This is a genomic window from Mucilaginibacter sp. (assembly GCF_041660805.1).
Lineage (GTDB): Bacteria > Bacteroidota > Bacteroidia > Sphingobacteriales > Sphingobacteriaceae > Mucilaginibacter.
In genome coordinates, this window is sequence record NZ_JBAZVP010000001.1 from 337943 (window position 1) to 355584 (window position 17642).

Consider the following 17642-nt stretch of genomic DNA (forward strand, 5'->3'; position numbering starts at 1 on the left):
CTCCCTGGTATTACAGTATAACTCGTAATTATTAAATTTTTTAATTTAACTACACCATGCATTCACGCGATCTATTTTTTACTGTATTCCTTAATTGCTCCCTTTTTCAGTGAACAAGGTAATAGGAAACAAACACTAAATAAAAAAGGTTGGAACTCCCATTCCAACCTTTATAACTCTTATAACCTTTACAACTTAATCACGGCCATATACCAAGGTTTTGGTATGATACCGCTATTTTGTTGATAGCGCCTACCATAGCTGCATTACGCAGGGTTTCTACTTTAGGGGTGTTTTTAAGTATCTCTCTTATTTCATGGTATGACCGGATCATGGTATCCTCTAAACCTGAGTTTACCAGTTCAAGCTCCGATGCACCTTTAATAATGGTTGAACGCTGTAACGGCGTTAAGGCAGTGCCTGTAATACCTTCTACCATGTTCACCAAATTAAGGTTTGAGTTTTCTTCAAACCTGCGGTTGATACGGCCAAATGCTACGTGCGAAAGGTTTTTTAACCACTCAAAGTAAGATACAGTTACACCACCCGCGTTAGCATACATATCCGGGATGATCATTCCACCGTTTTTGTAAAATATCTCTTCGGCCTCCGGCGATGTTGGGCCGTTTGCTCCTTCAGCAATAATTTTTGCTTGAATGCTGCCAATGTTCTGGATAGTTATCTGGTTTTCTAAAGCGGCCGGCACTAATATATCACATGGCTGCTCAAGGCCGTCCATTGTGTTTTTAAATTCTGTTTTAGCGCCTGCGTAACCTAAGATAGAGCCGGTTACTTTGCGGTGTTGAAACACAGCTTCAACATCCAGTCCGTCTTCGTTATAAATAGCACCTTCAAATTCGCAAAGGCCAACAATTAAAGCGCCAAACTCTGATAAGAACTTAGCAGAGTAGTAACCTACATTACCCAACCCCTGTACAATAATTTTTTTGCCCGATAAGCCTGTTGTTAAGCCTATCTTCAGCATATCCTCGCCAATGCTTACACATTCGCGGATAGCGATAGCAACCCCCCTGCCTGTAGCTTCGCGCCTGCCGGCTATACCATGCAGCGCAATAGGCTTGCCTGTAACGGCGCCTAAGGCATCCAGCTGGCCAGGGTTCATGGTAGCATAGGTATCAGCAATCCAGCTCATTTCACGCTCGCCCGATCCATAATCCGGTGCAGGTACGTCAATGCTGGGGCCAATGAAATTTTTCTTTATTAACTCAACAGTATAACGGCGGGTTATATTCTCTAATTCGCCAACAGTGTAATTTTTAGGGTTTATTTTGATACCGCCTTTAGCGCCGCCAAACGGAACGTTTACAATAGCGCATTTATAGGTCATTAAAGCGGCAAGGGCCATTACTTCATCCTCGTTAACCATTTCGCTGTAACGGATACCGCCTTTAGTTGGCGATTGGTGATGCGAGTGTTCTACACGCCATGCATCTATAACTTCAAAGCCATTGCCTTTGCGTATAGGGAAACGGAAACGGTAAACGCTGTTACATGACTTTATCTGGTCTAATAAACCGGCATCATGCTGTGTAAACTGCGCTGCATGATCAAAGTTTTTACATACATCACCAAAAAAGTGTGTATCCTGATCTACAGTTGGATTATTGATATTCATAATTTAAATTGGATAAAAAATTAATCTCTTAAAAAAGTGCACAAATTTGGTATATTTTTTATCAATAATGCAAATTTTTAGAAAACAGTCTTTGTTTAAAATGTAAAGAAATTCAAAATCTGTGTTTAAACAGTTTAAAGGCAATAAAGGTTTATTTTTCTTTCTCGATTTTTCTTAAACGCCTGTCAATTCTGAACAGATAAAAAGCTAAACCCGCAAAAACAATTACTATGGTACCTACAACCACATAAATTTTGCCAGAGCTACGCAAAGCATCAGCCATTTCAACATCCTGACCCGGCTGTGCATGTACCATGAAAAAGCATAGTATCATTGCTGTTAATAAAACAAGTTTCTTCATGTTAATTTATCGCGTTCTTTTTATATTCAATTAAACGTATGCGGTAACGGATGGTGGCTATCCAAACCGCAATTAAGGCCCAGGCAATAAATGCAGGGTATAATACAATCCGCATGCGGTCGTCCATATCCAGTTTACCAAAGGCCGGGTTACCGCCGTTGCCGGGGTGCAATGAATCGGTTAGGCGTGGCAGTACCATAATTAAAACCACCATAATAGGGAAGGCAAAAATATTATATATAGCCGATATCTTAGCCCGCTTCTGCTCTTCATCAATAGAATTGCGCAGTACGCCGTAAGCGCAATACAGTAAAAATGCAATGGCGGCGCTGTTTTGTTTAGGGTCATTACTCCAAAATTCGCCCCAGGCATATTTGGCCCACAACATACCGGTAATTAAACCGATAACAAAAAAGAACATTCCGGTATTAACGCATTCAACGGCAACAAGATCGTGCTCTTCCTTACCCGATTGCAGGTATTTTATGCTGTAAACAACAGATATGGTAAACACCGTAAACATGGCTATCCACATGGGTACATGAAAATAAGTATTCCGGATAGTTTCGTGCAGGATTGGTAAACGTGGTACGCCAAGCAGCATGCCGGCAATCAGTGTGTAAAATATAATTACAACTGCTAATACCTTCCACCAGGTTTGATAAATGAATTTCATATATAAATTATGCGGCAAATGTAATAATTTACTTATTCATAATTGCGATTGTTTAGCAGTACAACCGGCCTTTAAAGCAATCTTTATCAATGTTTCAGTGATGGTAATGTTCCATTATTATTTTGTTTACTAATTTGATGGATGAGTAATAATTTAATGAATAAACCAGCCTTAAAAAAATATTAATGACCGGGAAAAGACAATGGTGCTCCCCTGTGGCAGGCTTTACGCTTAGTATTACGCAGGCATTAGCCACATGTTATTAAGTTAACGTGAGTATTTTATAAATAATATCACCGTTAGGTGTAAAGGTTGGTAGAAACGTAATTAACATTTAGCATGCCATTTGTACGCAACTATATTAGTGTTGTACAGATGGTATGGTTTGCTGATCAAATTATTTTTCTACCTTCCTTTAACCCGTCGGATTCTTAAGTTAAACCTTTATCCATTTGCAATAAAAGGTGCCTGTTTAACATACAAGGCACTATGCAATTGTTTTATCATAAATAAGCCGAGGTTTGTAGCGCTGATATTGTTGCCGGGGCAATCTTCTAAACTTACTATTATCTCGCTAATATCATCCGTTTGGCCTATGAGCGGGAGGCGTACCATTGTCCAGTTGGTGTTGCTGGCTGCTAGTAGTTCGTATTCAACTTGCCGGTCGGTAGTTGTTTCTGGGTAGTTCTCATACATCCATTTTGTACCGAATTGGGTTTGTGCGCTTTTTTTATCAAAGGGTGTATTAACATTTAACCCCGCGGTGGTAATATATCTGCTGATGTTATGCGCGGCCATAGCTTTTAGAATATTCCGCGTGGCATCACTAAATATGGTGCGCTCACCAGCCGGCTGACTTAAGCAGCTCAGCACCGCATCGCAGCCTTCAAGCAGGGTGTGGATAGCATTATAATCGCGTGCATCGCCCTTTACAATTTCGATTAATGGATTGTCGATATGTAAAGTTTCGGGCTTACGGTGAAGCAGTTTAACTGAAAAGTTTTGTAGTAATAATTGTTTAACCAGGTACTTGCCTGATTTTCCTGTGCCGCCTATAATGGCAACTTTTATGATTGGGTTCATTTGAATCTCTTGTTATAAAATATAAAATACTATTTAAGCCTCATGCCATCCGGGGTGGAAGCATAAGTTGTACATCAGCCTGAAACGGGCTTCTGTAGTATTCCTGGGTATTTTATAAAGAGATTTTAATAGGACTAAGGTAAGAGTTAAGAATCAAGAAACAAGACGAAAAAATAATCCCGCCCTTGTTTAGTTGTTACAAATCGGCTCTTTCTTGTTTCTTGACTTGTTTCTCTTCTATACTTATCAATAACAATTCTAAATAGCATATATCCCTTGTAATAAACGTTATTAGCTTAGCGTTTTGTATTTTTGTAACCTGATATTACAGAATTACACCAATTAATGAAAAAAAGTTCAATATTAGGGATCGTCGTTATTGCTATTGCCATAGCGGTTATCATCAGCACATATTCAAACACAAGCACTTACGGTTCTTTTAATGATGCTAAAGAATCTAAAAGTGAACTGCATGTTGTTGGTCATTTAAATAAGCAAAAAGAATTGTTTTATGATGCCACCAAGGATGCCAATTATTTTTCGTTTTACATGAAAGATAATAAGGGCGAGGAATGCAAAGTGATTTTCACCGGTACCAAACCGCAGGACTTTGAGCGTTCAGAACAGATCGTACTAACCGGCCAAATGCAAGGTAAAGAATTTCACGCTTCAAAAATATTAACGAAGTGCCCTTCTAAATATACACAAGATAAGGTGGAGATCACCGAATTTAAGGCTACACAGGCCTCTATTTAATTCAACTTAATGGATACAGATTTTAAAGGCGAGCACCTGTTACCGGGGCATTTAGGCCAGTTTTTCGTTATTCTTTCTTTCGGTGCAGCCTTATTTTCAACCATAAGCTATTATTTTGCTACAACAGATAAGCTGAACCCATCATGGCAGCGTTTGGGCCGTATAGGTTTTTACCTTAACACGGTTTCTGTAGTAGGTATTGGTACCTGCCTGTTCTATATTATTTACAATCATCTTTTTGAATACCATTACGCCTGGGAGCACTCCTCTAAAACGCTGCCGGTTTACTATATTATTTCCAGCTACTGGGAAGGGCAGGAGGGCAGCTTTTGGCTGTGGACTTTCTGGCAGGCCGTTTTAGGTAATGTGCTGATATGGCGTGCAAAATCATGGGAGAACCCGGTACTAACCGTGGTAATGCTTTCGCAAACGCTGCTATCATCAATGCTTATTGGTGTAACCATTTTTGGAGAACGTGTAGGCAGCTCACCATTTATTTTGCTGCGCGATGCACTGGACTTAAAAGGCTCAACCCCGATATTTAACACCCGCCCAGAGCTTTATAAAAACTATTTAACATACATTACCGATGGTAACGGCTTAAACCCGCTGCTGCAGAATTACTGGATGGTGATACACCCGCCAACCCTGTTCCTGGGGTTTGCATCAATGGTGGTACCGTTTGCCTATGCTGTAGCCGGTTTATGGCAGCGCAAGTATAAAGAGTGGATCCAGCCGGCAATATCATATTCCCTTTTTGCTGTAATGATATTGGGTACCGGGGTTATCATGGGGTCGTTCTGGGCATATGAATCTTTAAACTTTGGCGGCTTTTGGGCATGGGACCCGGTGGAGAACGCCTCAATTATTCCGTGGTTAACATTAATAGGCGCGGTACACGTGCTTATCGTTTATAAAAATTCAGGTCACGCTTATTTTACAGCAACGTTTTTGGTGCTTATCAGCTTTGTGCTGGTATTATATGCATCGTTCCTTACCCGTAGTGGTATCCTGGGCGAAACATCTGTACACGCCTTTACGGACCTGGGTATGTTTTGGCACTTAGTGGTTGATGTGGTTATCTTCCTGGGGATAACTATTTATTTACTGGTATCCCGCTGGAAAGAGCTTCCTATCACTAAAAAGGACGAAGAAACCTACTCACGTGAGTTTTGGATGTTTGTTGGCGCTGTGTTCTTAGGCCTTTCCTGCTTCCACCTGGTTATTGTAACCTCAATACCCGTATGGAACGAAATGTTTGGTACTAAACTGGCCCCGCCTGCAGATCCGGTTAAGCATTACAATATTATACAGGCATCGTTCGCGGTGGTGGTTACCCTGCTTACAGGCTTTACCCAATTCTTAAAGTATAAAAAAACGGATGTTACCCGTTTCTTCATTACTACGCTTATTTACCTTGTATTTGCAGCCTTAATAACCGCTTTGGTAGTTTACGTTACCGGCGTTTACCGCCTGCATGTAGTATATATATTAATTATGCTGGGCAGTGTTTACTCTGTACTGGCTAATGCCAAGATCTTATCAGAAGCATTTAAAGGAAAGATAAAACTGGCGGGGTCTGCCGTGGCGCACATTGGTTTTGGTTTGATACTTATAGGCGCTTTAATAGCGGCCGGTACCAGCAAAGTAATATCTGAAAATACCAGTGGTGAGCAGTACAGCGAAGATTTTGTAAAAGCCAAGAACGACCCGCGCGAAAACGTGATGATGTACCGCAACGAGCCTGTTAAAATGGGCAAGTATATTGCTACTTACGTGGGCGATTCATTATCGGCACCAAACCATTACTTTAAGGTAAACTATAAAGTTATTGATGCGGCAGGTAAGGTTACAGAAGACTTTACACTAATGCCGAACGCGCAGGCTAACCGCAAAATGGGGCTGGTTTCATCACCCGATACCAAGCACTACCTGTTCAGTGATATTTATACGCACGTAAACATGAGTAACGCCATTACTTACGAGGAAAGCGAAAAAGGCAAAGCTGATGCGCATGATGAAGCAAGCGACGACAGCAGTTACGATCCGCCGGTTACACATGAGGTTGCCCCGGGTGATACTATTCGTTTCCGCGAGGGGTACATTGTGCTGAAAGGACTTAAAAAAGGGGTAAAAGTGCAGAACATACCGCTTAAAGCCAATGATGTATCTGTAGGTGCCGAACTGGAAATTGTATCGCACGATAAAACTTATACTGCCGAACCGGTTTATATGATAAAAGGGGGCAGTGCCTTTGATTTTGCCCGCAAGGTAGAAGAAGCAGGCCTTAAACTGCGTTTCTCCAAGATCATCCCCGAAAAGAATAAAGTAGAGATAAGCGTATACCAACAACCCGAAAGCAAAAAGAAATATATCGTAATGAGGGCTATCCAGTTCCCATACATTAACTTCTTTTGGGCGGGTACCATTATCATGGTTATTGGCTTCCTGTTGTCTATCTTCAGGAGGAATAAAGAATTGAAGACTGTTTAGGTTTAAATTATCTTCAAATAAAACGGCTGCCTCAAAAAGAGGCAGCCGTTTTATTTTGAAAAGTTTTTTTCACAACCCAATCCCGCATTTCGGTGTCGATTTCGGTGGGGACACCGAAATCTTTAGGCAGGTTCGTGAAATGCAACTGTTTGTGAGGACATAACCAGCGGGGTAGGTTACTAATATCCCATTTCGGTGTCCTCACCGAAATCTTTAGGCAGGCTCGTGAAATGCAACTGTTTGTGAGGACACAAACAGCGGGGTAGGCCGCTTATATCACAGCCCAACTCCGCATTTCGGTATTCCCACCGAAATCTTTAGGCAGGTTCGTTAATGCAACTGTTTGTGAAGACACAAACAGCGGGGTAGGTAGCGATATCACAAAACAAACTCCCATTTCGGTGTCCTCACCGAAATCTTTAGGCAAGTAGTCATGCATCCAAACTTTGCGTGTTCTCCACCGCCCTATGGCTTGTTGGTGACAACACCAACAAGGGCAAATGCAACTGTTTGTGGGGATACAAAACAGGAGGGTAGGTAGCTGATATCCCATTTCGGTGTCCTCACCGAAATCTTTAGGCAGGCTCACCGAAGGCAACTGTTTATGAAATGATCAATTTACTTCAGCAACCAGGTTGTTTACCCACTGGTTGAAGAGCCTGGTTTCCATATCTACCGCTTTTTGGGCGTGTAGCTGCCAGTCTGGAGAGAACTTTTGCAGTTGATTGATCATCTCTTCCAAATGCCCCTCTTCTTCTAAAATAATAGATTTTACATTTACCTTGCTGCCCGCGTTATCTAAAGCGTCCTGATAAATAGGGTATAATTCATCGGCCCTAACTTCTATTGCATAAGTAACCAGCAGGTATGCGGCAAATCTTAACTCCCTGCCTGATAAATGAAGCTCTTTTTTTAAATACCTGCAAACATCAATATCCAGCTGGTTTAAATAATACCTGCTATAAGCCGGGGCAATTAAATATTCGGCCGAATAAGTAGGGCATAGGTTATTGCCTGTTTTCTCTATTTGTTTCTTCAGATAAAAGGCATGGCGATGCTCTTCAGCAGCGTGCTTTAGTATAATATAAGTTACAGTTGTGGGGTCTTCACTTGCTGATATTTTGCGCGCGCCGGTATTTTCCATTAAGGAAAGTGTATTTAGCCAGCGTGCATGCAACTGATCATCAGCAATTATTTGTGGTAAAATTGTGTTTAGTTCCATAGTTAAATGTCATCAAGTGCCTGCTCAATGGTGCTGTAAATATAGTCCAGCTCGGCATTGGTAATGCAATATGGCGGTAAAATATAAATAATGTTACCCAGGGGCCTTAAAATAATTCCCGCATCTAAAAAGTAATGATACAGCTTATCGCGCAGGCTGCTAAAGTAGGAGGTATTGTTACCCGTTTCCCACTCTAATGCCAGTATAGTGCCTGTTTGCCGGGTTGTTTTTAGTGACCGGTGGCCGATAACCTTTGCTGCAAATGCACGGTGTTTATCAGCAATACGATTAATATTTTCTTGTGTTGACGGTTCTAAAAAAAGATCAAGGCTTGCCAATGCGGCTGCGCATGTTACAGGGTTAGCCGTGTAGGAATGCCCGTGAAAGAGCGTCTTCGTCCTGTCATCAGATAAAAATGCATTATAGATCTCTTGTTTGCAGGTTGTAAGTCCGAAAGCCATAGTGCCACCTGTAAGCCCCTTTGAGAAGCACATAATATCCGGCTGGTTTGCTACATGGTTGCAGGCAAAAGCTTTACCTGTGCGCCCAAAACCGGTGAATACTTCATCAGCAATTAACAACACCTCTTCTTTTTGGCAATGTGCCATTAATTCATTCAAATGCGCTGCCTCATACATGATCATGCCTGCCGAACCTTGCACCAATGGTTCAAATATGAAACAGGAGATTTGAGATTTAAGGCTTGAGATATGCGACTTAATACTTTCTATATTATTCGCATCCGGCAGGTCAATAAATTCCACTTCAAACAATAAACTATCAAATGCCGCTGTAAAAGCACTTCGGCCACTTACCGACATGGCGCCGAAAGTATCGCCATGATAAGCGTTTTTAAATGCCAGTATTTTAGTGCGTTGTTCGCCTTTGTTGTGCCAATATTGGAGGCACATTTTTATAGCTACCTCTACCGCGGTAGAACCATTGTCTGAATAAAATGCTTTAGCCTGGTTTGACGGCAGTATAGCTAACAGGCGCTCCGCAAGCTCAACTGCGCCGGGGTGGGTAAAGCCTGCGAAAATAACATGTTCCAGCTTATTTAATTGCTCTGCAACCTTTTGGGCAATGTATGGGTGCGAATGCCCGTGAATATTTACCCACCATGATGATATGGCATCAATGTACTTTTTTCCATCCTCGCTAAATAAACAGGTGCCCTCTCCTCTAATAATGGGTATTGGCGGCTGGGCCGTTTTCATTTGAGTGTAGGGATGCCATATTACTGCAAGATCGCGTTCTGTTAAACTCATAAGGAACTAATTAAAAGCTCTGCAACGTGTTTATCTATCGGGAAAGTAAGTTCATCAGGAGTAAGATCTTTAAGATTTACCCATCTGAAAGACTGCAGCACTTCTCCTTCGCCGTCAAAATCAAACATTATTGTTTTAGTGATGAAATTAAGGTTTGATGTTGCTTTAACTATATAATAAACACTAATGATCTGTGAATCGTTAAAGGCCGATTTTACAAAAAAATCGGTTGTGTAAAAATGGTTAATGATCTCAATTTCGGTATTACATTCTTCTATAAACTCGCGCTTTAAGCCATCTGTAAGCCCTTCGCCATATTCTAATCCCCCGCCCGGAAACTTGCTGAAACGCATACCATATTCCTGCTCATCGCTTATTAAAACCTCATTATTATCATTAATAAGGATACCGTAAACACGCACGTTGAAAAATTCCTTACTCATAGTGTTTCTTATTACGCATTACTTTGTCCATTGTCCACGGAATTTCTTCTGTTTTTGCCTCCGACCTGATAGGGCAATTGGGCATACTGCAGTAGTGGCAGCAATAAGGCAGGCAGGGATCTGTATGTATGAATAATTCGGTTCTGATACCCGCTTTTGTGTTGATCAGTTTATCAACCAATTTTACCTCCTGATGTACCCGGTTCAAATCAAAGTAGTTAGGTAGCGTAAGGTGGCAGTCAATATGCAGTTCGCTGCCATACTTTTGGGCGCGCAGGTTGTGTATATCAATCCATTCATCCCGGCGCTGTTCTCCTAAAACTTTTACTACGTTGCTAATGATAATAAAATCTGTCTCATCCATAAGGCCGGCCACCGAACGGCGGATAAGCTTATAACCTGTATATAAAATATACACACCAACCAATATAGATAATGCACTATCCAGCCATAATATTTTTGTAAAGTGTATGAGCAGCAAACCAATAACGAGCCCACAACTGGTAACCATATCGGTAAGCAAATGCCTGCCATCAGCCTCAATAGTGATAGATGGCAATGATTTGCCTTTAATAATCATGTAATAACCCAACAATCCGTTTATTACACCGGTTACACCAATAATACCCGCACCCAGTAACAGATCATGTATCACTTGCGGATAAAAAATACTGTAGGTTGATTTAATGATAATAATAATACCGGCAATACCGATGAGCGAACCCTCTATAAATACAGAAAAGTACTCTACTTTTCCATGACCATAGGGGTGATTTTCGTCGCGGGGCTGTGCGGCCAGGTAGATACTGAAAAAGGCAAACGAGCTGGCAACCACATTAACAATACTTTCGGCAGCATCTGTTAGTACAAAATTAGAGTTGGTTAGAAAGTATGCCAAAAACTTCATCACCATTAGTACAACGCCGGTAATCAGTGATATAGATATTATTCTTTTGTGCTGCTTCAAAATGCATCTTTTTTGAGAGCCAAACTTACATAAAATTTAGCCCTCGCCTTTTTATCAGCTAACATTTAAATTATTTTATAGTTCTGTTTATCGGGCATTAATTGAAGCATTTTCTATATTTGCCGCAATAACACAAATATTATGAGCGCATTAAGTAACAGGATCAACAACCTGTCGGAATCTCAAACCATTAAAATGGCCAAAATGGGCCGCGAATTGGCGGCAAAAGGCGTAGATGTGATCAGTCTTAGCTTTGGCGAGCCTGATTTTCATACTCCTGAACATATTAAGGATGCTGCTAAAACAGCCATGGATAAGAATTTTACTTACTATACACCTGTTGCCGGTTACCCCGACCTAAGGAAAGCTATAGTGAATAAATTGAAGACAGAGAACAACCTTGATTATACTGATACACAGATAGTAGTTTCTACAGGCGCTAAACAAGCCATTGCCAATGCGGTGCTATGTTTAGTGAACCCGGGCGAAGAAGTTATTATTCCTACTCCTTATTGGGTATCATACTCAGAAGTGGTTAAACTTGCCGAAGGTGTGAGCGTATTTATTGATACCACTGTTGAACAGAATTTTAAAATAACACCTGAACAATTAGAGGCTGCCATTACTCCAAAAACAAAACTTTTCATGTTTTCATCGCCTTGTAACCCAACAGGGAGTGTTTACAGCAAGGATGAGTTAGAGGGATTAGCAAAAGTATTTGCAAAGCATCCTCATGTTTATATCCTTTCTGATGAGATATATGAGCATATCAACTTTATTGGCGGACATGAGTCTATTGCACAGTTTGATTATATTAAAGACCGTGTAGTGATCATTAACGGCTTTAGCAAGGCATTTGCTATGACAGGCTGGCGAATTGGCTATACGGCATCAAACAGTGAAATTGCTGCTGCTTGTGATAAAATGCAGGGACAAATTACATCAGGCACCTGCTCTATTACACAAAAAGCCGGTGTTGCCGCTTATGAAGGCGGGCTGGAAAGTGTGCTGCAAATGCGTGACCAGTTCCTGAAACGCCGCAACCTGGTTTACGGCCTGCTTAAAGAAATTGACGGCATACAAGTAAACCTGCCCGATGGTGCGTTTTACTTTTTCCCGAATGTTACCTCGTTCTTTGGCAAAAGCTTTAATGGTAAGGTTATTAACGACTCGGACGAATTAAGCATTTTTTTACTGGAAGAGGCACACGTAGCCACAGTTGGCGGTGATTCATTCGGTGATAAAAAATCTATCCGTATATCGTACGCCGCTGCCGAAGACAAACTGGTTGAAGCTATAAGAAGGATAAAAGAAGCATTAGGAAAGTTGGTGTAACTGTTAGAATCAGAATTTACAGAATTAATCAATTCTGTAAATTCTATAAATTCTGATTCAGGCATACAAAAAGCCCCTCGTCAATTTTGACGAGGGGCTTTTTCTTTTAAGTAGATCTAGACCTATAAATTACAAGCCGAAACCGTAAGCTATACGTAAACCAACTGTACCATAGTTATTACTCTGGCCAGAAAAGTTTTCATAACGTGCACCTACATCCCATTTTTGATTAGCCCAGCCAATACCCGGAGAAGCGATCAATTTGACGTCTTTTCCATCCTGGCCTTCGTAAACATCTCTTGTTTCAAAACCGGCACCAACTTCACCACTCAAATAAATGTTTTGAGATATGAATGCTTTAATACCTGCTTTAACCGGTACTAAACCGACTGAAGGGTATTTGGTGTCAGCACCGCTCACTATTTCTTTACCAAAAAAGTTGTAGTAACCTGATGTTAACGTTAAAGCTAAGTTATCTGCCACGCCATATTGTAAACGGGCAGTACCACCTATACCAACGTTTGAAACGTCACGTAAGTTACCTGTGGGCAATAAACCTTCAACACCTACACCAAAGCGCAAAGCACTTTTTGGAGTTGACTGAGCATTAACATTTGTTCCGAAAAATATAGCTGCTGCTGTAAATGCTGCTGCTAATAGTTTTGTTGTTGTTTTCATTGTTGTGTTATTAAATTTACAATTATAAATTGTGATACATCGCTATTAACAAATACTTTGCCATTGTGCCAAATATGTGCATTAATGAGACTTAACAACTGTGCCAAAAGCCAACTATATGTCCGGTTTATTAAAAAAGTCAGTATCTTAATAACTGATAATCAATCATTTTTTTAACTTTTAAAGTAGGAAAGTCAGGTTTGCACTTTAAGTTATGGGCTATGCCCAAAAATTATACATTAGTTCTGTATAGGATACAAAAGTGTATGTTCACAGCTAACAATTGTTAGAAACTGCCTTTAAAAGCAGTCGTTTTTTGTATGCCGATAGGTGTTAAAAAATGTAGTTTAACAAAAAAGAGGCTGTATCATGCGTATGATACAGCCTCTTTTTTGTTATTTGCAGCTATGATTAGTGACCGCCGCCGCTCATTGCTTTTAAATCATCCATAGTTATTTTCTCAAAATCACCCGGGATATTAAATGTACCGGCAGGGACTTTTTGCTCAACAATGCTTTTTACAGTAACCTCAGAAGGCTGACCATTTTGGAAAGTCATGTACTGAATAGGGAAGCCGCCTGCTTTAGCATAGTATTTTGATGCATTGGTTACCGGCAAAGTAACATCGTTAGTTACCCAAATATCATAGCTTTTATTTGCCTTGGTATCTGTAGCAACAACTTTTTTGCAATTAAAGCCATTTATCACTTTAGTTTCAGTACCTGGTACAAAGGTAAGAGGTGGCATTTGTGCAAGTTGCTCTTCGATCTCAGCAGGTGAAGCTATAGCTGCTTTTTTAATAGAAGCAACGGCAACATCTACTAATACAGCCATGTAAGTGCCTTTATTATCAGTAAGGATTTTAATATTTGCTGGTCCCGAAGAAAAAGCAACTGCGCTTGAGTCGGTTCTGAAGTAACTTTTAGCTTCAATAGACTGCCCCATGGCACTCATGCTGATGGTAGCAACACCTTCAGTGTAGGCTTTTTGTGCGCTTGCGCTGATAGCTGCTGCAGATAAAGTTATACCTAAGGCAACAGTAAATAGTTTAATGTTCATAGTTTTAGTTTAATGGATACAATTTAGCGTGTAATTAACTTCTGTGCAAGTTTTTAAGTAAATATTTCAAATTGTTGTTAATTAGAGATAGCAACGAATGATTTGTTACGCTTCAAGATCTTATAATTAACATTTAATTTTTTAGACTGCTCAATTAGTTGATTTAAACGCTTATCAGTGTTACTGCCATCAATAATAAGCATATTACTGTTGGCAATTACAGCACTATCAACGTAAGTATTATTGGTTACGTATAAATAATCGGTTTTAAAAAGAGGCGGTATTGGCCTTATTGAAGTACTGTGGTTTAACATTGCCAACCTTTTATTTAAGAATTGCACCAGGCCGCCTTGTTTAATGAGGTAAGCAGATTGGACATTGCTATTCAGGCTATACACTTTGTAATCAGTAAGCCTGGTGCTGTCAAGGCCCGGTTGTACGGCATACTGAAAATTCTTGTCTGTATCCCGCAAATCAGTCAGCACAATACCCTTATTGCCGTTTTTGAATACTATTCCACTATGCTTCCGTAAATTTAAAAAAGTAACCGACCGGTTATTATCGACCCTGAAATGTTTTACCCCAATGCTGATGCTGAAAAATAAGGTACACACAAGCGCTGCTTTAATAAACCAGGCCTTTTTGTTGTATATAAAATAGAAAACCAATAAAGTGATGGCATAAAGTAACAGGTATTCAAAAGTGCTGAGCCATATTTTACCGATGCTGGCATATGGTGCATGCTCAATATAAGCCAATACTTTGTTCATTAGTAAAATGCATTTTTCCAGAATATAACCCAGTGCTTGTGATACGCCAGCCATCTGCGGCAGCAAAAGCAATAAAATACCACTATATAAAATGATACTAACCGGAATAACAATAAGCAGGTTACTCACCAAAAAGTAAACCGGGAACTGGTGAAAGTAATAAGCACTTAGCGGAAAAGTAATTACTTGCGCTGCTATAGATACCGAGCAGGCCAGCCATATTTTATCGGCAACTTTGTTTTTAAGAGTAAGCCATTGATAAACTACCGGCTGAAAGATAATAAGCCCGGCAACCGCCAGATAAGAAAGCTGGAAACCCACATCTGTTATCAGAAAAGGATTGTACAGTAGCATCGCGAAAGCAGATACCGCCAATATATTCAGTGTATTAATATACCTGCTATAAGTTTTGCCTGTAATAATAAGGCTTAACATCACGGCCGCCCTGCAAACCGCGGGCGAAAAACCTGTTAACAGCGAATAAGCCCAAATTAAAGCTATTATAAGAATAGCCTTAAATACCCTGCCGTGTTTGTACCCATTTAAAAAGCCCAGGGCCCAGCTCAACAGCAAATAAATAATAGCCACGTGCCCGCCCGAAACGGATAGGATATGTATGGTGCCTGTTTTAGAATAGGCTTGCAGAATATCGTTACCTAAGTCGGCTTTATAGCCCAGTATAAGGGTAGATGCTACCGCGATGGCCGTGGTATCCTTCATATTGGCCTTCAGCTTTGCGACAAGGTTTTGCCTCAGCTGCAGGGCATAAGCAATTACCGGGTTACCCTCACCGGCCTTCACAATCACGTATTGCTTCGGAAACAAAAATGCCTGATAATGAATGTTATGGTTGGCTAAATAGTTTTTATAGTTGAATTCGCCGGGGTTAAATGGCGGCTCAATGGGGGAGTACTTCGCCGGTATCAGCAATTCCTCGCCATAAAAAAGCTTTTTAGCCAAATTGTCTTTAATAGTGATAAGCACCGACCCGCTTACCTCTTCCGTTTTACCATTGCCTATGGTTTGTTTAACATTGGCAGTAAAACGTACCACGTCGCCTTTTAATTTGGGTTCGCTATTAATAACTACTGCAAGATACTGTGCGGACTTTTTTGAGAAGTGCTTATCACTATTCAGTTCACTGTGATGAGTGGTAACCATCCATCCCAATAAAAATAAAATGAGGTAAATAAGTGAACCTCCCAGCCATCGTACTTTATAAATGCCAAATTGGGTATAAGTTAAATTAAGGACTATGAACGCTATGCTTAGAATAATGAGCAAGGCTGTGATCCATCCCGCATTAGCACTCAAATAGTTAATGCCGCCGGCTATCCCTGCTAAAAAGGGGAGTATTAATACAATAACAGGAACTTCACCTTTATGGTTAGCGATCATATTTTATTTCGGAAGCCTTGTGACAGGTTATTCAGGAAATAAAAATAAGATTAAATCTCGTCGCGAACTTCTAAAAGGAATTTTTTTAAGTTTTCGAGCGAATCAATCACGCGTTGGTTGTCGCGGGTATCGCCCATATTGTTTTTCAGATGGTCCTTAGCGCCTTGCAGGGTGTATCCTTTTTCGCGGATAAGGTGGAAGATGATCTTAAAGTTTTCCAGATCCTCGGGCGTGAAGTAACGATTACCCTTTTTGTTCTTTTTAGGTTGCAGAACATCAAACTCCTTTTCGTAAAACCGTATTAACGACTGGTTAACATCGAACATAGCCGATACCTCACCCATTGTATAGTACATCTTGCTGATCTCGCGTTCTTTGTAAGGCATATGCAAATGTAATATTTTATTTTTTTAGTCAAAAAGTCCCGCAGCCTCAAGTTTATCTATTTGATCTTTAACCAGTGCTATCCTTTCCTTTACAGTTGTATCTTCTCTAATCTCCAATGCTTTACACTGCAAATCGTGCAGCCAATCCTCATGCACCTGTATATTGCGGCCGCTAAAAGTACGGTCGTCATATTTTGTTGCCCATGCAATAAAGTCTTTATATAATAAGGCACGTTCAGGGTCGGTATGTATGGTATCGCCATACCGCTGCACTTCGCGTGCCATTAACCGCTTGATCCGGATCTCTTGCGGAACATATAAAAATACAACCAGATCAAACATTTCTTTCCACTCGTTACCCCAGCTAATAAGCGAACCGCCAAGTATGTAATCCTTATTTTTAGCAAGGTCGCTTTTTAACATATTATTTCTTTTATCGGTATCGCGCCTTATGGTGTAGGGCACATCAGATGGCTCCCAAAAGTAATCGTCGGTATCAAAATATGGGATAGAAAGCTGCTCAGCAAGGGCGTTACCCAGGGTTGTTGAACCCGCGCAGGAAGCACCCATAATGTGAATTTTCATAGGAGGGAATTTGAAATTGCGAATTTAAGCAAATGAGGGAGATAACCCCAACAATGGCTAAAAATGGCGCGTGGTAGAAACCAATACGTCTTTGCGAGCGATAGCGAAGCAATCCCAACATGGTGATACTTATACACCATTATGTCATTGCGAGCGATAGCGTGGCAATCTCGTCGTATGCTAAGCGGTAATGCATTGGCTACGAGATTGCTTCGTCGTTCCTCCTCGCAATGACATGATTTATTTAACCGTGATATTGCGGAAACCAATACGTCTTTGCGAGCGATAGCGAAGCAATCCCCAACATGACTGTCGCCCACTTTTCTATCGGGAGATTGCTTCGTTCCTCGCAAAGACGCGCAGGGTGGGATATTGCGTACGAATAAATACGTCTTTGCGAGTGATAGCGAAGCAATCCCCGACATGCTTATCGCCTACTTTTCTATCGGGGATTGCTTCGTACCTCGCAATGACGCGCGTGTGATGTATGAGAAAGAAGGCAACCACACCACCATCAAAACAATTC

General features: G+C 40.7%; 16 protein-coding genes. 3 read left to right on the forward strand and 13 right to left on the reverse strand.

The window, feature by feature from the left end:
- Positions 1 to 199 precede the first annotated feature (199 nt).
- The 4 genes from WC743_RS01590 to WC743_RS01605 all read right to left on the reverse strand — a co-directional run bounded on the left by WC743_RS01590 (position 200) and on the right by WC743_RS01605 (position 3756).
- Positions 200 to 1636: a Glu/Leu/Phe/Val dehydrogenase gene (locus WC743_RS01590; protein ID WP_373009975.1), complete on the reverse strand. Its 1437-nt coding sequence runs from the start codon at positions 1634 to 1636 to the stop codon at positions 200 to 202.
- A 151-nt stretch (positions 1637 to 1787) separates the two neighbouring features.
- The gene (locus WC743_RS01595) at positions 1788 to 1997 is read right to left on the reverse strand and encodes a CcmD family protein (protein WP_373009976.1); all 210 of its coding nucleotides are present in this window, start codon (positions 1995 to 1997) and stop codon (positions 1788 to 1790) included.
- Position 1998: 1 nt separating this feature from the next.
- On the reverse strand, positions 1999 to 2664 hold the full coding sequence (gene ccsA, locus WC743_RS01600) for a cytochrome c biogenesis protein CcsA (protein WP_373010274.1): 666 nt from the start codon (positions 2662 to 2664) through the stop codon (positions 1999 to 2001).
- Positions 2665 to 3117: 453 nt separating this feature from the next.
- On the reverse strand, positions 3118 to 3756 hold the full coding sequence (locus WC743_RS01605; protein WP_373009977.1) for an NAD(P)-dependent oxidoreductase: 639 nt from the start codon (positions 3754 to 3756) through the stop codon (positions 3118 to 3120).
- 345 nt (positions 3757 to 4101) lie between these two features.
- Here WC743_RS01605 and WC743_RS01610 point away from each other — a divergent pair, with 345 nt between their 5' ends.
- Both WC743_RS01610 and ccsA (WC743_RS01615) read left to right on the forward strand, forming a co-directional pair.
- Complete coding sequence (locus WC743_RS01610) at positions 4102 to 4512, forward strand: cytochrome c maturation protein CcmE (protein WP_373009978.1); 411 nt, start codon at positions 4102 to 4104, stop codon at positions 4510 to 4512.
- Positions 4513 to 4521: 9 nt separating this feature from the next.
- A complete protein-coding gene (gene ccsA / locus WC743_RS01615; RefSeq protein WP_373009979.1) occupies positions 4522 to 7005 on the forward strand; it encodes a cytochrome c biogenesis protein CcsA in 2484 nt (827 codons plus the stop codon).
- Between the two features lie 613 nt (positions 7006 to 7618).
- On the opposite strand, the gene WC743_RS01620 is transcribed toward ccsA (WC743_RS01615), so the two are convergent.
- The 4 genes from WC743_RS01620 to WC743_RS01635 are packed head-to-tail and all read right to left on the reverse strand — an operon-like array spanning position 7619 to position 10905.
- The gene (locus WC743_RS01620) at positions 7619 to 8227 is read right to left on the reverse strand and encodes a hypothetical protein (RefSeq protein WP_373009981.1); all 609 of its coding nucleotides are present in this window, start codon (positions 8225 to 8227) and stop codon (positions 7619 to 7621) included.
- A 2-nt stretch (positions 8228 to 8229) separates the two neighbouring features.
- A complete protein-coding gene (bioA, locus tag WC743_RS01625) occupies positions 8230 to 9495 on the reverse strand; it encodes an adenosylmethionine--8-amino-7-oxononanoate transaminase (protein ID WP_373009982.1) in 1266 nt (421 codons plus the stop codon).
- Complete coding sequence (locus WC743_RS01630) at positions 9492 to 9938, reverse strand: NUDIX domain-containing protein (RefSeq protein ID WP_373009983.1); 447 nt, start codon at positions 9936 to 9938, stop codon at positions 9492 to 9494. Before WC743_RS01630 ends, bioA begins: the two co-directional genes overlap by 4 nt.
- Positions 9931 to 10905, reverse strand: a complete 975-nt coding sequence (locus WC743_RS01635) for a cation diffusion facilitator family transporter (RefSeq protein ID WP_373009984.1) — start codon at positions 10903 to 10905, stop codon at positions 9931 to 9933. The genes WC743_RS01630 and WC743_RS01635 overlap by 8 nt, the downstream gene beginning before the upstream one ends.
- Positions 10906 to 11046: 141 nt before the next feature.
- On the opposite strand from WC743_RS01635, the gene WC743_RS01640 reads away from it, so the two are divergent.
- The gene (locus WC743_RS01640; protein ID WP_373009985.1) at positions 11047 to 12240 is read left to right on the forward strand and encodes a pyridoxal phosphate-dependent aminotransferase; all 1194 of its coding nucleotides are present in this window, start codon (positions 11047 to 11049) and stop codon (positions 12238 to 12240) included.
- Between the two features lie 129 nt (positions 12241 to 12369).
- On the opposite strand, the gene WC743_RS01645 is transcribed toward WC743_RS01640, so the two are convergent.
- From WC743_RS01645 to WC743_RS01665, 5 genes are all read right to left on the reverse strand, one after another.
- On the reverse strand, positions 12370 to 12918 hold the full coding sequence (locus WC743_RS01645) for a hypothetical protein (protein WP_373009986.1): 549 nt from the start codon (positions 12916 to 12918) through the stop codon (positions 12370 to 12372).
- Positions 12919 to 13329: 411 nt separating this feature from the next.
- Positions 13330 to 13977 (reverse strand): DUF4412 domain-containing protein, encoded by a 648-nt coding sequence (locus WC743_RS01650; protein ID WP_373009987.1) that lies wholly within the window; start codon positions 13975 to 13977, stop codon positions 13330 to 13332.
- Positions 13978 to 14054: 77 nt separating this feature from the next.
- The gene (locus WC743_RS01655; protein WP_373009988.1) at positions 14055 to 16145 is read right to left on the reverse strand and encodes a ComEC/Rec2 family competence protein; all 2091 of its coding nucleotides are present in this window, start codon (positions 16143 to 16145) and stop codon (positions 14055 to 14057) included.
- 50 nt (positions 16146 to 16195) lie between these two features.
- Positions 16196 to 16531 (reverse strand): MerR family transcriptional regulator, encoded by a 336-nt coding sequence (locus tag WC743_RS01660; protein WP_373009989.1) that lies wholly within the window; start codon positions 16529 to 16531, stop codon positions 16196 to 16198.
- Between the two features lie 24 nt (positions 16532 to 16555).
- Complete coding sequence (locus tag WC743_RS01665; protein ID WP_373009990.1) at positions 16556 to 17116, reverse strand: adenylate kinase; 561 nt, start codon at positions 17114 to 17116, stop codon at positions 16556 to 16558.
- Positions 17117 to 17642 lie beyond the last annotated feature (526 nt).